8 protein-coding genes and 1 tRNA gene are annotated in these 14,918 nt (G+C 66.0%); 6 read left to right on the top strand and 3 right to left on the bottom strand.

Annotated features, from left to right (window positions below; translation table 11 throughout):
- Positions 1–11: 11 nt before the first annotated feature.
- A tRNA-Arg gene (locus tag XH90_RS19540) sits at positions 12–88 on the bottom strand.
- A 405-nt stretch (positions 89–493) separates the two neighbouring features.
- Here XH90_RS19540 and XH90_RS19535 point away from each other — a divergent pair.
- The 6 genes from XH90_RS19535 (at position 494) to XH90_RS19510 (ending at position 11,659) form a co-directional block, all read left to right on the top strand.
- Positions 494–5,698: an alpha-2-macroglobulin gene (locus XH90_RS19535; RefSeq protein ID WP_194475981.1), complete on the top strand. Its 5,205-nt coding sequence runs from the start codon at positions 494–496 to the stop codon at positions 5,696–5,698.
- Between the two features lie 137 nt (positions 5,699–5,835).
- A complete protein-coding gene (pbpC, locus tag XH90_RS19530) occupies positions 5,836–7,896 on the top strand; it encodes a penicillin-binding protein 1C (protein ID WP_194475980.1) in 2,061 nt (686 codons plus the stop codon).
- A gap of 50 nt (positions 7,897–7,946) precedes the next feature.
- Complete coding sequence (locus XH90_RS19525; RefSeq protein WP_194475979.1) at positions 7,947–9,689, top strand: glycosyltransferase family 39 protein; 1,743 nt, start codon at positions 7,947–7,949, stop codon at positions 9,687–9,689.
- A gap of 1 nt (position 9,690) precedes the next feature.
- Complete coding sequence (locus XH90_RS19520; RefSeq protein WP_194475978.1) at positions 9,691–10,524, top strand: phosphatase PAP2 family protein; 834 nt, start codon at positions 9,691–9,693, stop codon at positions 10,522–10,524.
- Positions 10,525–10,589: 65 nt separating this feature from the next.
- Entirely contained in the window at positions 10,590–11,324 is a 735-nt protein-coding gene (locus tag XH90_RS19515; protein ID WP_194475977.1) for a glycosyltransferase family 2 protein, read from the top strand.
- On the top strand, positions 11,321–11,659 hold the full coding sequence (locus tag XH90_RS19510) for a lipid-A-disaccharide synthase N-terminal domain-containing protein (protein WP_194475976.1): 339 nt from the start codon (positions 11,321–11,323) through the stop codon (positions 11,657–11,659). Before XH90_RS19515 ends, XH90_RS19510 begins: the two co-directional genes overlap by 4 nt.
- A gap of 14 nt (positions 11,660–11,673) precedes the next feature.
- On the opposite strand, the gene XH90_RS19505 is transcribed toward XH90_RS19510, so the two are convergent.
- Together XH90_RS19505 and metC are read right to left on the bottom strand one after the other, a co-directional pair.
- Positions 11,674–13,362 carry a Na/Pi cotransporter family protein gene (locus XH90_RS19505; protein WP_194475975.1) on the bottom strand — a complete coding sequence of 563 codons (1,689 nt, stop codon included), beginning with the start codon at positions 13,360–13,362 and terminating at the stop codon, positions 11,674–11,676.
- A 183-nt stretch (positions 13,363–13,545) separates the two neighbouring features.
- Complete coding sequence (gene metC / locus XH90_RS19500; protein ID WP_194475974.1) at positions 13,546–14,730, bottom strand: cystathionine beta-lyase; 1,185 nt, start codon at positions 14,728–14,730, stop codon at positions 13,546–13,548.
- Positions 14,731–14,918: the final 188 nt, after the last annotated feature.

The raw sequence follows: 14,918 nt of genomic DNA, 5'->3' as shown, positions 1-14,918 counted from the left end.
AGACCGAGGCTTGGCGATCCCGGCAGGAATCGAACCTGCAACCCTCAGAGTAGAAATCTGATGCTCTATCCAGTTGAGCTACGGGACCGTCCTGGGCCGTCCCGATTGGGGGCCGGCTGTTCATATAGCATGCCAATATGAAAAATCCGGTCTTTCGCCAAGTCTGAACCGAACCGTTTTCCTCACTGGCGCGACAAAGCGGAACGGTGGAGTGTCAGGGTGCCGGGTTGAGCGGCAGCGGACTGGACGACGGATCACGTCGCCGGCAACGTTGGCCAGCTTCCGGGACACGGTCGCCGGTCGACTGTTTCAGGTATTGCCTGCGCCTCAGGACGGCGTGCGCGGCGATATCTAAATCGGTCTCCTCTGGGCGTGCCTTGCCATGGCGAATGCGACGTTTTGCACCTTCGGTTCCCCCGCCTTGAGTCTGTCACCCTTTCCGCGCAGTTTAGCGCCGCCGCGGCGTTCGTCCGCGATTTCCGGGAGTGCCTTCATGATCGGTCTGGTTCGCGCCGTCACATTCTGCGCCGTGCTGGCGTTTGGCCTGGGAGCGGCCCATGCCGCAGACAAGGCGTTCAGGCGCGACGATCTCGCCGATTCCGCGATCAAGCTGGAGGCGCAGATCAAGAGCGAGGCGGGGCCGGTCGGCAAGACCAATGCGACGCTGAAGACGGACGCCGACGCCGCCTTCAAGCGCAACGACTACCGTACCGGCCTCTCGGTGCTCGGCCAGATCGCCGCGACCACGCCAGAGGACGCCGGCAACTGGCTGCGGCTCGCAAAAGTCATCTTCCAGATCACGCCGAAGAGCTCGAGCGAGCAGACATTCCTCTGGGAGCGCGCTTCGGCTGCCGCCTACATCGCTTACATGCGTGCGGGCAATGCGGGCGAGGAAGCCGATGCGCTCGCCGTGCTCGGCAAATCGCTCGCCGAACGGCATCTGTTCCGGCCGGCGTTGGACGCATTGCGGCTGTCGCTGGATATGCGCGAGGTCGCGGATGTCCGTGGTCAGTATGAGAAGCTGCGCGACGAGCACGGCTTCCGGCTGCTCGACTATACCGTGGACTCGGATTCGGCGAGCCCGCGCGCCTGCTTCCAGTTCTCGGAAGAACTCGCCAAGCGCACAGATTTCGCGCCGTTTCTGGCGCTGGCAGGCACAGACAAGCCGGCGCTGTCGGCCGAGGGCAAGCAGCTCTGCGTCGACGGGCTGAAGCACGGCGAGCGCTACAACGTCAATCTGCGCGCAGGTCTGCCGTCGACCGTCAAGGAAGGCCTGCCGAAATCGGCCGAGTTCAACATCTATGTGCGCGACCGCAAGCCGTTCGTGCGCTTCACCAGCCGCGCCTATGTGCTGCCGCGTACCGGCCAGCGCGGCATTCCCGTGGTCAGCGTCAACACGACCGCGGTGAACATCAACGTGTTCCGCATCGGCGATCGCAATCTGATCAACACGGTGGTGGACAGCGACTTCCAGAAGACGCTGTCGAAATATCAGCTCTCGGATCTCGGGGACGAGCGTGGCGTAAAGGTCTGGTCCGGCGAGCTCGCGACCGCGATGAATCTGAACCAGGACGTCATCACCGCTTTTCCGGTCGACCAGGCGCTGGGCGAGCTCCAGCCCGGCGTCTACGTGATGACGGCGGCGGCCAAGGGGCCGGGCAGTGACGATGACTATCAGCTCGCCACCCAATGGTTCATCGTGTCCGATCTCGGCGTCACGGCCTATTCCGGCAATGACGGCATCCACGTCTTCGTCAATTCGCTGGCCTCGACCGATCCGGTCGGCAAAGCCGAGGTGCGGCTGGTCGCGCGCAACAACGAGATCCTGGCGACGCGCAAGACCGACGATGCAGGCCATGTGCTGTTCGAGGCGGGCCTGGCGCGCGGCGAGGGCGGCCTGTCGCCGGCAATGCTGACGGTCACCGGCGAGAAGGCCGACTATGCCTTCCTCAGCCTGAAGACCTCGGCCTTCGACCTGTCCGACCGCGGCGTCGCGGGCCGCGCGGTGCCTGCGGGCGCCGATGCCTTCGTCTATGCCGAGCGCGGCGTCTATCGCTCCAGCGAGACCGTCTACCTCACCGCGCTGCTGCGCGACGGGCAGGGCAATGCCGTCAATGGCGGGCCGCTGACCCTGGTGATCGAGCGCCCGGATGGCGTCGAGTTTCGCCGCGCCATGCTCGCTGACCAAGGCGCCGGCGGCCGCACGCTGGCCGTGCCGCTCAACTCGGCCGTTCCGACCGGGACCTGGCGGGTACGCGCGTTCACCGATCCGAAGGGCTCTTCGGTCGGCGAGACCACGTTCATGGTCGAGGATTACGTTCCTGACCGGATCGAATTCGACTTGTCCGCCAAGGACAAGCTGATCAAAGCTAACGCTCCTGTGGAGCTCAAGGCCGACGGTCATTTCCTCTATGGCGCGCCGGCGTCGGGCCTCAGCCTCGAAGGCGACATGCTGATCGCACCGGCGGCCGAACGGCCGGGCTTTGCCGGCTACCAGTTCGGTGTCGCCGACGAAGAGACCACCTCGAATGAGCGCACGCCGCTGGAGAATTTGCCGGACGCCGACGCCAACGGCGTTGCGACCTTCCCGGTGACGCTGGAGAAGCAGCCGGCCTCGACGCGTCCGCAGGAGGCGCAGATCTTCATCCGCATGGTCGAGACGGGTGGGCGCGCCGTCGAGCGCAAGCTGGTGCTGCCGGTCGCGCCCGCGACCGCGCTGATCGGCATCAAGCCGCTGTTCGGCGACAAGAACGTCGCGGAAGGCGACAAGGCCGAGTTCGATGTCGTTTTCGTCTCCCCCGAGGGCAAGACGCTTGCCCGCGACGGGCTGCGCTACGAACTCCTGAAGATGGAGTCGCGTTACCAGTGGTATCGCCAGAACAATTACTGGGAGTACGAGCCGGTCAAGTCGACGTCGCGCGTCGCCGACGGTGACGTCACGATCGCCGCCGACAAGCCGTCCCGCATCTCGCTGGCGCCGCGCCCTGGCCGCTACCGGCTGGACGTGAAGTCGAACGATGCGGATGGCCCGGTGACCTCGGTGCAGTTCGACGTCGGCTGGTATTCGGACGGCAGTGCCGACACGCCGGACCTGCTGGAGACATCGATCGACAAGCCGCAATATGCCTCCGGCGACACGATGACTGTGTCGGTCAATGCGCGCACCGCCGGCAAGCTCACCGTCAACGTCGTCGGTGACCGCCTGCTGACCACACAAACCATCGACGTCAAGGAAGGCACTGCGCAGGTGAAGATCCCGGTCGGCCGAGACTGGGGCACCGGTGCCTATGTGGTGGCGACGCTGCGCCGTCCACTCGATGCGGCGGCCCAGCGCATGCCGGGCCGTGCGATCGGCTTGAAATGGTTCGGCATCGACAAGCAGGCCCGCACGCTTTCCGTCAAGCTGACGCCGCCGGATCTGATCCGGCCGAATTCGATGCTGAAGATCCCGGTCAAGCTCGACGGGCTCAATCCCGGCGAGCACGCCAAGGTGGTGATCGCTGCGGTCGATGTCGGCATCCTCAACCTCACCAATTACAAGCCGCCGGCGCCGGATGATTATTATCTCGGCCAGCGCCAGTTGAGCGCCGAGATCCGCGATCTCTATGGGCAACTGATCGACGGCATGTCGGGGACGCGCGGCCAGATCAAATCCGGTGGCGACGCAGGGGCTGCCGAGCTGCAGGGGTCGCCGCCCGCGCAGAAACCGCTGGCGCTCTATTCCGGCATCGTCACGGTTGGCGCCGACGGCACGGCCGAAGTCAGCTTCGACATTCCTGATTTCGCCGGCACCGCGCGCGTGATGGCGGTGGCTTGGACGGCGACAAAGCTCGGCCGCGCCAACACCGACGTCGTGATCCGCGATCCCGTCGTGCTGACCACGACGCTGCCGCGCTTCCTGCTCAATGGCGACCACGGCACGGTCAATCTCGAGGTCGACAATGTCGAGGGCCAGGCTGGCGACTACGTCATCAGCGTCAAGACCGGCGGCCCGGTGAAGACGTCAGGCAATGCTGCCACCACCGTCAAGCTCGCCGCCAAGCAGCGCAATTCGTTTGCATTGGCGCTCGATGCGACCGCGGCGGGTCCGGCGACGCTCGACGTCGACATCAGGGGGCCGAATGGACTGGCCCTCGCGCGCCACTATGCGCTCGACGTCAAGGCGGCGACGCAAGTCCTGGCGCGGCGTTCGATCCGCACGCTGGCGAAGGGTGAGAGCCTGACGCTGACCTCGGACATGTTCTCCGACCTCGTGCCGGGCACCGGCAGCGTCTCGGTCTCGGCGAGCCTGTCGACCGCGCTCGATGCGGCGACGATCCTCAAAGCGCTCGACCGCTATCCCTATGGCTGCTCGGAGCAGATCACCAGCCGCGCGATGCCGCTGCTCTACGTCAACGATCTCGCGGCCGGGGCGCATCTGGCCATGGACACCGAGGTCGACCAGCGCATCCGCGATGCGATCGAGCGGCTCTTGGCGCGCCAGGGCTCGAACGGCTCGTTCGGCCTGTGGTCGGCGGGCGGTGACGATGCGTGGCTCGATGCATACGTGACTGATTTCCTCACCCGCGCTCGTGAAAAGGGCTTTGTGGTGCCTGACGTCCTATTCAAGAACGCGCTGGATCGTATCCGCAACTCCGTCGTCAACGGCAACGAGCCGGAGAAGGACGGCGGCCGCGATCTCGCATACGGCCTCTACGTGCTCGCCCGCAACGGTGCTGCGCCGATCGGCGACCTCCGCTATCTCGCCGACACCAAGCTGAGCAATCTGGCGACGCCGATCGCCAAGTCTCAGCTTGCGGCCGCGCTCGCCCTGGTCGGCGACCGCAACCGCGCCGAGCGGGTCTATGGTGCAGCGCTCGACAGCCTCGCGCCAAAGCCGGTGCTGGAGTTCGGCCGCAGCGACTACGGCTCGCAGCTTCGAGACGCCGCAGCGCTCGTTTCCCTCGCGAGCGAAGGCAACGCGCCGAAGGCAACGCTGACGCAGGCCGTGGCGCGGGTCGAAACCGCGCGCGGGCTCACGCCCTACACCTCCACGCAGGAGAATGCGTGGTTGGTGCTGGCGGCGCGGGCGCTTGCCAAGGAGAACCTGTCGATCGATGTCGACGGCCAGCCGGTCAAGACCGCGCTCTACCGCAGCTACAAGGCTGACGCGCTGAGCGGCAAGCCGCTGAAGATCACCAACACCGGCGATGCGCCGGTGCAGGCGGTGATCTCGGTGTCGGGCTCGCCGGTCACGCCGGAGCCGGCGGCGTCGAACGGCTTCAAGATCGAGCGGAACTATTTTACGCTCGACGGCAAGCCGGCCGATATCAGCAAGGTCAGGCAGAACGATCGCTACGCCGTGGTGTTGAAGATTACGGAAGCCAAGCCCGAGTACGGCCACATCATGGTGTCCGACTATCTGCCGGCGGGCCTCGAGATCGACAATCCGAAGCTGGTGTCGTCGGGCGACAGCGGCACGCTGGACTGGATCGAGGACGGTGCGGAGCCCGCGGATACCGAGTTCCGTGACGACCGTTTCACCGCAGCCGTGGATCGTGCCTCGGACTCCAAGGCGGTGTTCACCGTCGCCTACGTCGTGCGCGTCGTCTCGCCCGGCAAATACGTGCTGCCGCAGGCCTATGTCGAGGACATGTACAATCCCTCGCGCTACGGCCGCACCGGCACGGGGACGGTCGAGGTGCGGGCAGCGAAGTGAGTGGCGAGATGAACGAAGCCAATCAAGTATCTCGTCATTCCGGGTCGGCTCGGAGAGCCGAACCCGGAATCTCGAGGTTCCGGATCTGGTCCTTCGGACCATCCCGGAACGACGGCAGCAGAGGAGGACGCACAACCATGCGCATCCTCTCCGCCCTCGCTTTCACGCTGATCCTCGCCATCATCGGCTTCGTCGGCTGGGTCTATTCCCTCGGCCCGCTGCCGCTCGACGAGGCGCGCCGCGTTTCGACCTCCGTGGTCGACCGCAACGGAAAGCTGTTGCGCGCCTTTGCCATGGCCGATGGGCGCTGGCGGCTGCCGGTCGATGCCAGGACAAACGTCGATCCGACTTATCTCAAGTTGCTGTTCGCCTATGAAGACCAGCGTTTCTATGTCCATGACGGCATCGATCCGCTGGCGCTGGGCCGCGCGGCGTTGCAGCTCGGAACGCGCGGGCACATCGTATCCGGCGGCTCGACCATCTCGATGCAGCTCGCCCGGCTGATGGAGCCGCGGCGGCAGCGCTCGCTCTACGCGAAACTGCACCAGATCGTCCGCGCGATCGAGCTGGAGCGCAGTTTGAGCAAGGACGAGATCCTCAACCTCTACCTCGCGCTCGCGCCCTATGGCGGCAATCTCGAGGGCATCCGCGCCGCTTCGATCGCCTATCTCGGCAAGGAGCCGAAGCGGCTGTCGCTGGCGGAAGCCGCCCTGCTGGTGGCGCTGCCGCAATCGCCGGAAACGCGCCGGCTCGACCGTCATCCGGAAGCCGCGCGCATCGCCCGCGATCGCGTGCTCGATCGCATGGTCGAGGAGCATGTCGTCAGCGCTGAGGACGCGAAGCAGGCCAAGGCCGTGCCTGTGCCGAAACTGCGCAAGCCCATGCCGATCCTGGCGCCGCATGCCTCCGACAGCGCGCTGGCGACCGTCAAGGACGCGCCGGTGATCAAGCTGACGCTGGATTCCAATCTTCAAAAGGTGCTGGAGCCCCTGGCACGTGACCGCGCAATTGCGCTGGGACCGAACATCTCGGTCGGCATCATCGTCGTCGACGTCGAGAGCGGCGACGTGCTCGCCCGCGTCGGCTCTGCCGGTTATTTCGACGACAGCCGGGCAGGGCAGGTCGACATGACCCGCGCCATTCGCTCGCCAGGCTCGACGCTGAAGCCGTTCATCTACGGCCTCGCCTTCGAAGACGGCTTCGTTCACCCTGATAGCCTGATCGACGATCGTCCGGTGCGCTTCGGCTCGTACGCCCCGGAAAATTTCGACATGACGTTCCAGGGCACGGTGCCGGTGAAGAAGGCGCTGCAGCTGTCGCTGAACGTGCCGGCGATCGTGCTGCTCGACCGCGTCGGCTCGAGCCGGCTGGCGTCGCGGCTGCGGCAGGCCGGCGGCAACCTCGTTCTGCCCAAGGACGAGGCACCGGGGCTCGCGATGGGCCTCGGCGGCGTCGGCGTGAGCCTTCAGGACCTCGTACAGCTCTATGCAGGCTTTCCCCGGCTCGGGATCACCAAGCCTCTGCGCGAGATCGTGACGGCCAAGGACGACCGCGAGTCGCTGCGGCTGCTGGACCCGGTCGCGGCCTGGCAGGTCGGCAACGTGCTGCTGGGAACCCCGCCGCCGGAGAACGCGGTCCACAACCGCATCGCCTTCAAGACCGGCACGTCCTACGGCTATCGCGATGCCTGGTCGGTCGGGTTCGATGGCCGGATGACCATCGGCGTCTGGGTCGGCCGGCCCGACGGGGCGCCGGTTCCCGGCCTGATCGGGCGCGTCGCCGCGGCGCCCATCCTGTTCGACGCCTTTGCGCGGACCGGCAAGACGCTGGCCCCGCTGCCCAATCCACCCAAGGGAACCCTGGTCGCCAGCAACGCGAAGTTGCCGCTGCCGTTGAAGCGGTTCCGCCCCGTTGGGGAACTCGTGCGCACCGGCGGCGAGCAGGCACTCCATATCCAGTTCCCACTTAACGGCTCCCGGATCGACGTGGATCGCTCAGGCGGAGCCGAGGCCGCCGCAATGCCCGTCAAGGTCGCCGGCGGGGTGTTGCCGATGACGGTCATGGTTAACGGTAGGTCACTCGGTGAGATCGACGGACGGCGCCAGCGCCTGATCGATCCGCCCGGCCTGGGGTTTGCACGGCTGACCGTGATAGACGCCACGGGCGCCGCGGACACAGTTGTCATTCGAATTCAATGACGTTGGCTCAAGCGGTTGTGGCGATGGCGGTTTCAGCGTAAGCGGAACCAATGGCCGAGACCTACCCAACCCCCCGTTTTGGAGCGCCCCGAGAGCCGAAACAGCCCGCAAATCCGGGCAGCCGGCTCGTGCTGATGCTCGACTTCGTCACCGCCAGCCACGCGCGTGCCGTGAGCTTTCTGGTGCTGTGCGCGCTGCTGCTGTTCCTGCCCGGCTTCTTCACCATCCCGCCGGTCGACCGTGACGAGGCGCGCTTTGCGCAGGCCACCAAGCAGATGGTCGAGAGCGGCGACTATGTCGACATCCGCTTCCAGGAGGATGTGCGCTACAAGAAACCGGTCGGCATCTACTGGTTGCAATCCGCGGCGGTCGAAGCGGCCACCGCGCTGAAGCTGCCGAAGGCCGAACTGCGGATCTGGGTCTATCGGCTGCCCTCGCTGTTCGGTGCCATCGGCGCGGTGCTGACGACCTATTGGGCGGCGCTCGGCTTCGTGACGCGACGCGCCGCAGTGCTTGCTGCGCTCCTGATGTCCGCCTCCGTGCTGCTGGGGGTCGAGGCGCGTCTCGCCAAGACCGACGCCGTGCTGCTGTTCTCGGTGGTCGCCGCGATGGGGGCGATGGCGCGGGCCTATCTGTCGTGGCAGCGCGCCGAGGACGAGACCCATCCGCCCTGGAGCTGGCCCGCGATCTTCTGGACCGCGCTCGCCGTCGGCATCCTGATCAAGGGGCCGCTGATCCTGATGTTCGCGGGGCTCACTATCATCGCACTCGCGATCCAGGACCGCGATTCCTCCTGGCTGTGGCGCTTGCGTCCCGTCTGGGGCCTGATGTGGATGCTGGTGCTGGTGTTGCCCTGGTTCGTGGCGATCTTCTGGCGCGCAGGCGATGCATTCTTCGCCGACTCCGTCGGCGGCGACATGCTGAGCAAGCTCAGCGCGCAGGAATCCCATGGTGCGCCGCCCGGTCTCTACCTGGTGCTGTTCTGGATCACCTTCTGGCCGGGCGCGCCGCTGGCGGCGATGGCGATGCCTGCGGTGTGGCGGGCGCGTCGCGAGCCCGGGGCGCAATTCCTGCTGGCCTGGCTGATCCCGTCCTGGATCGTGTTCGAGGCGGTGCTGACCAAGCTGCCGCATTACGTGCTGCCACTCTATCCGGCGATCGCGATCCTCACCGCCGGTGCGCTGGAGCGGAACGTGTTGTCGCGCTCCTGGCTGGCGCGCGGCTCGGCCTGGTGGTTCGCGATCCCCGCCGGGGCGTCGATCATCGCGGTGGTCGGCGCCGTCATGCTGACGCGCCAGCCGGCTTTCGTCGCCTGGCCCTTCATCGCGGCCTCGCTGATCTTCGGCCTGTTCGCCTGGTGGCTGTTCGACACCAACCGCGCCGAGCGTTCGCTGCTGAACGCGCTGGTCGCGGCGCTAATGCTGGCGGTGGTGGTCTACGGCATCGTGCTGCCCTCGCTGACGCCGTTGTTTCCGAGCATCGAGATTGCGCGCGCGCTCCGCAACGTGACCTGCGTCGGGCCCAAGGCGGCCTCGGCCGGCTATGCCGAGCCCAGCCTCGTCTTCCTCACGGGCACCCAGACGCTGCTGACCGACGGCTCTGGCGCTGCCGATTTTCTCCGGCAGGGAAGCTGCCGGTTTGCACTGATCGAGCAGCGCTCGGAACGCAGCTTCGTGCAGCGCGCCGAGGCGATCGGGCTGCGCTACAAGGTCGGCGCGCGCATCGACGGCTATAACTTCTCGCAAGGACGCGCGATCTCGATCTCGATCTTCCGCTCCGAGGGCACCGAATAGGATGTCTGATACCACCAACGTTGCGCCGCGCGCGAGCTATCCCGTGCAGCTGATCACGGTCGCTGGCCATGCGCTGGCGCAACTGGTGCGTACGCCTTCTCATTCCCGCCGTGCCGCGGCAGCGCGAAAGCTCGCGCGGCATTCGCTCTGGCTCAGCGCGGCCGGCGCCGCCCTGGTCATCGTGCTGATGCTCGCGTTCGATCGGACCGAGATCCAGCTGATGCCGGCGCGCGGCACGCCGGCGCTCTGGCCGATCCGCATCCTCACCGATTTCGGCAGGGACGAGAATGTGCTCTCGGTGCTGGGCGTGGCCCTGGTGATCGTGGCGCTCTTTGCCGGCGGGATGCATGGTACCCGCCGCGCGCTGCTGCTCGGCTTCGGCACGAGGCTGCAATATCTGTTTCTGTCCGTTGCCCTGTCGGTGTTCGTCACCGAGATCCTGAAATATCTCATCGGCCGCGGACGTCCTTTCGTCGGCGGCAAGGCCGATCCGTTCAACTTCATCCCGCTCGAAGGCACGGGGGCTTATGCCAGCCTGCCGTCGGGTCACGCGGTGACGGCATTCGCCCTGGCCTTTGCGGTCTCCGCGCTCTGGCCACGCCTGCGCGTGTTCATGTTTACTTACGCGATCGTGATCCTGCTGACGCGCCTGGTGCTGCTGGCGCATCATCCGAGTGACGTCACGGCTGGTGCCCTGGTCGGCATGGTCGGCGCCATGGCGGTCCGCTACTGGTTTGCGGCGCGCCGGCTCGCTTTTGCCATCCGGGCCGACGGCACCATCGTGCCGCTTCCGGGCCGCGTCAAAAGGGTTGCCCGCGGGGCATCTGCCCCATAAAAGCGGCTGCTTCCCGGGTCTGCCGGTTCCCCGGAGGCAGGCCAATTCCAACCACGAGCTTCGATTTGTCGTCGTCCCAGCCTTCGGTTTCCATCGTCGTCCCCGTGCGCAACGAAGCCGACAACATTGCGCCCCTGATCGAGGAGATCGCGGCCGCGCTCGATGGCCGCTGGGTCTATGAGATCATCTATGTCAACGACGGCTCGACCGATGCGACCGGCGAGCGGCTCGCGGCCATCATGGCGCAGCGGGACAATCTGCGGCAGTTGCTTCACGCCAAATCGACCGGCCAGTCGGCGGCGGTGCGCAGCGGCGTGCGCGCGGCCCACGGCACGATCGTGGCAACGCTCGATGGCGACGGCCAGAACAATCCGGCCTTCCTGCCGGACCTGATCGCGGCGGTCGAGAAGGGCGTCAATGTCGGGCTTGCCGCCGGACAGCGCGTCGGGCGCAAGGACACCGGCTTCAAGAAGCTTCAGTCGCGCATCGCCAACGGCGTGCGCGGCTCCATCCTGAACGACGGTACCCGCGATACCGGCTGCGGGCTAAAGGCATTCCGGCGCGATGTGTTCCTGATGATGCCCTATTTCGACGGATTGCACCGCTTCCTGCCCGCTTTGGTGCGCCGCGAGGGCTACGAGATCGCCTATGTCGATGTGATCGACCGGCCGCGCCATTCGGGCGTTTCAAACTATGGTTTCTTCGACCGCCTGTGGATCGGCATCATGGATCTCGCCGGCGTGTGGTGGCTGATCCGCCGCAAGAAGCCGACGCCAGAAGTGACCGAGGTGAGGGCATGATCATCCAATACGGCCAGGCGTTGAGCAACTATCTCTACGACGTCTTCGTCGCCAAGTTCGATTTCTGGCTCGCCTTCGGCCTCGTCGCGCAGCTGTTCTTCACCGCGCGCTTCCTGGTGCAATGGATCGCGAGCGAGCGCGCCGGCAACAGCGTGGTGCCGATCGCGTTCTGGTTCTGCTCGATGGGCGGCGGCATGATGACGCTGGTCTACGGCGTCGTGAAACGCGAACCGGTCATCATTCTCGGTCAGGCGCTGGCGACCGTAATCTATGTCCGCAACATCATGCTGATCATCAAGAACCGCGGCCGCGCATCGAAGACGCTGGATCGCTGATCCCTGGCCCTGATCTAGCGGGGCAGCGCCGTGGCACCGGCGGCGGGCAGGGCTGATGTCTCCGCCTCGGGTCGGCGATAGGGCTCGCCCGCCGCGTCCAGCACGGGATAGGCGACCGAGCAGATATGCGAATGGATGCGCCGCAGATCGCGCAGCACGTCCAGATGCAGCGACGTCGTCTCGATGGTCTCGGGGCGGCCCTCGCGCAGCCGGTCGAGATGGCGCTCCACGGCGGCAAGCTCGGTGTTCTTCAGCGCGGTTTTTTCCACCAGCAGCTTGCGGGCCTCGTTGGCGTCGCCCGACATGAAGACGCCGAAGGCGATCCGCAGCGAATCCATCGTGCGCTTGTGGAAGGCTGCGAGCTCCTCGGCGCCCTCGGCCGAGAACTGGAAGCGCCGCTTGATCTTCTTGGTGGCGAGCTCGCTCAAATTCTTATCGATGATGTCGCCGATATGCTCGAGGTTGATCGCGAAGGAGATGATCTCCATCGCGCGCCGGCCCTCGCTCTCGTCGAGACTGCCGCGGGTCAGTTTTGTGACGTAGAGCTTGATGGCTTCGTCCAGGCTGTCAACGACATTGTCGGTCTTCGAGACCTGGTCGACCAGGGAGCGGTCGCCGGTCATCATCGCGGCCATCACCTTGCGCAGCATGGTTTCGACCAGATCGCCCATGCGCAGCGTCTCGCGTGCTGCATCGGCAAGCGCAAGCGAGGGCGTCTCCAGCGCGGTCTCGTCGAGATAGCGCGGCCGGGCGGGATCGGTTTCCTGAACGCGATCGGGCAGGAAGCGGGTCAGCAGGCGCGACATGGTGTCGAGCAGGCCGATGAAGAGGAGGGCCGTTCCGACGTTGAAAGCGATGTGGAACGCCGCGATCATCTTGGCGAGATCGGGCTGCCAGGCATGCATGTGAACAGCGATCGTGCCCAGGAACGGCAGGACCAGCGCGATGCCGATGACACGATTGACGAGATTGCCGACCGGCAGGCGATAGCTCGCGGGATCGTCGCGCCTTGCCCCTTCGAACACGGGGTTGACGGCACTGCCGAGATTGGCCCCGAGCACGAGCGCCAGCGCCGCATCTGAGGTGATGAACTGCGAATAGGCCAGCGACATGATCAGCAGCACGCTGGCGACGCTGGAATGCACGATCCAGGTCAGGAGAGCGGCGACGATGATGCACAGGATGGGGTCGCCGGTGATGGCCGACATCACCACGCGCACGCCCGGCGCGTTCTCCGCCGGCGCCAGCGTGTCGAGCAGGATGTGCAGCGACAGCAGCATCAGTCCGAGGCCGATGAAGAGCCGGCCGATATCCTTGATCCGCGAGCGCGGGCCGGAGCGGAAGGCGACGAGGCCGAGCACGAACAGCACGGGCGCGACGGCTGCGATGTTGAACGACAGCGCCTGCACGATCAGCGTCGTGCCGACATTGGCCCCCAGCATGATGGCGAGCGCGGCGACGAGGCTGAGCAGGCCCTCGGCGGCAAAGGAGCTGGTGAGGAGCGCGGTCGCCGTGCTGCTCTGAAGCAGTGCGGTAAGGCCGAGGCCCGCGGCGAACGCGCTGAAGCGGTTGCCGAGCGCCTTGCCGAGCAGGCGTCGCAAATCGGGGCCAAAGGCGCGCAGGATGCCGCTCTGGACCATGTGCAGGCCCCACAGCAGCAGCGCTACGCCGCCCATCAGGTCGAGCAGAACCAACGTTCCCATGCTCCGTGTCCGGATCGAGAGTCGATTGGTGAGGCTAGCGCCAAATGCTTGAGGTTCAAACCATTTCTTGGCGCATCGGCGTTAACGTCCGCGCGCCGTGCTCGTTCCCGCCGCGGGGTGCATCGGCACGTCCGCCGCGGGGTGCATTGGCGCGTCCGCAGGCGCATTGCCCCGTGAGCAGGCTCACAGTGCCGCTTTGAGGGCAGCGAAACCGCGATCGAGGTCGGCCTTGAGGTCGTCGACGCTCTCGAGCCCGATATGGAGCCGCAGCGTCGGGCCGCCCGGCGCCCACTTGGTCGCGGTGCGATAGGCGTCACAGTCGAAGGGAATCGCAAGGCTCTCGAAGCCGCCCCAGGAAAAGCCCATGCCGAACAGCTTGAGCGAGTTGAGCATGGCGTCGACGGCGCTCTGCGGCGCTGGCTTGAGCACGATGCTGAACAGGCCCGAGGCGCCGGTGAAGTCGCGCTTCCAGATCGCATGACCCGGATCGGTCTCGAGCCCCGGGTGCAGAACGCGTGCGACCTCGGGTCTTGCGGCAAGCCAACGCGCCATCTCCAGACCGGAACGATGATGCTGGGCGAGGCGCACCGACAGCGTGCGCAGGCCGCGCAGCGCTAGGAATACGTCATCTGGACCGGCGCAGACGCCGAGCAGGCGGATGCCTTCGGCGATCTGCGGCCAGGTCTTGGCATTGGCCGAGATCGTGCCGAACATGATGTCGGAATGGCCGCCGATGTATTTGGTGGCAGCCTGCATGCTGATATCGACGCCCTGCTCGAGCGAGCGATGGTAGAGCGGCGTTGCCCAGGTGTTGTCGTCGATGACGAGCGCGTCGCGCGCATGCGCAATGTGAGCGATGGCGCGGATGTCGGGCATCTCGAAAGATTGCGAGCCGGGTGCTTCGACCAGAACCGCGCGGGTGTTCGGCTTGAACAACTTCTCGATGCCGGCGCCGATCAGCGGATCAAAATAGGTGGTCTCGACGCCATAACGGGCCAGCATGCCGTTGCAGAAATTGCGCGAGGGCCGATAGATGTTGTCAACGACCAGGATGTGGTCGCCGGCCTTCAGCACCGAGAGCAGGGTGGTCGAAATTGCCGAAAGCCCCGACGGCACGATGCCGACGCCGGCGCATTGCGGTCCCTCCAGCGCCATCAGCGTGTCCTGGAACGCCCTGGTGGTCGGGGTACCGTGGCGGCCATAGGTGAATTCGCCGCGATGGGCATGCAGATCCTCGGCGGTCGGATAGAGCACGGTCGAGCCGTGGAACACCGGCGGATTCACGAACCCCTTCTGCGCCTTGGTGTCGCGGCCGGAGGTGACCAGCCGGGTCTCGGCGTGCTGCTGTGCGGGGTGCGAAGAATCCATGCGTCTGCTTCCAAAAAGCGTTTGCGCCGGGCGCGGATCGCACGGCCGGGACGGCCGGGTGGCCGCAAACGTTAATAACAGAACACAGAAGAGTCCCGTCAACCCCTTGACCCGGCTCGCCAGTCGTTCTGTGATGCGCAGGTGCTATTCAGTCGCCGCATGTTGAGGGGCAGCCGCGACCTTCGATC

Origin of the sequence: Bradyrhizobium sp. CCBAU 53338 (assembly GCF_015291665.1) — a bacterium.
Taxonomy (GTDB): Bacteria; Pseudomonadota; Alphaproteobacteria; order Rhizobiales; family Xanthobacteraceae; genus Bradyrhizobium.
Note: the sequence above shows the minus strand (reverse complement) of the source record. Positions and strands in the feature narration are given on the sequence as shown.

Coding starts and splice junctions, on each gene's coding strand:
- metC (WP_194475974.1), bottom strand. CDS start 14,730: ATGGATTCTTCGCACCCCGCACAGCAGCACGCCGAGACCCGGCTGGTC.
- XH90_RS19525 (WP_194475979.1), top strand. CDS start 7,947: ATGGCCGAGACCTACCCAACCCCCCGTTTTGGAGCGCCCCGAGAGCCG.
- XH90_RS19535 (WP_194475981.1), top strand. CDS start 494: ATGATCGGTCTGGTTCGCGCCGTCACATTCTGCGCCGTGCTGGCGTTT.
- pbpC (WP_194475980.1), top strand. CDS start 5,836: ATGCGCATCCTCTCCGCCCTCGCTTTCACGCTGATCCTCGCCATCATC.
- XH90_RS19520 (WP_194475978.1), top strand. CDS start 9,691: ATGTCTGATACCACCAACGTTGCGCCGCGCGCGAGCTATCCCGTGCAG.
- XH90_RS19505 (WP_194475975.1), bottom strand. CDS start 13,362: ATGGGAACGTTGGTTCTGCTCGACCTGATGGGCGGCGTAGCGCTGCTG.
- XH90_RS19510 (WP_194475976.1), top strand. CDS start 11,321: ATGATCATCCAATACGGCCAGGCGTTGAGCAACTATCTCTACGACGTC.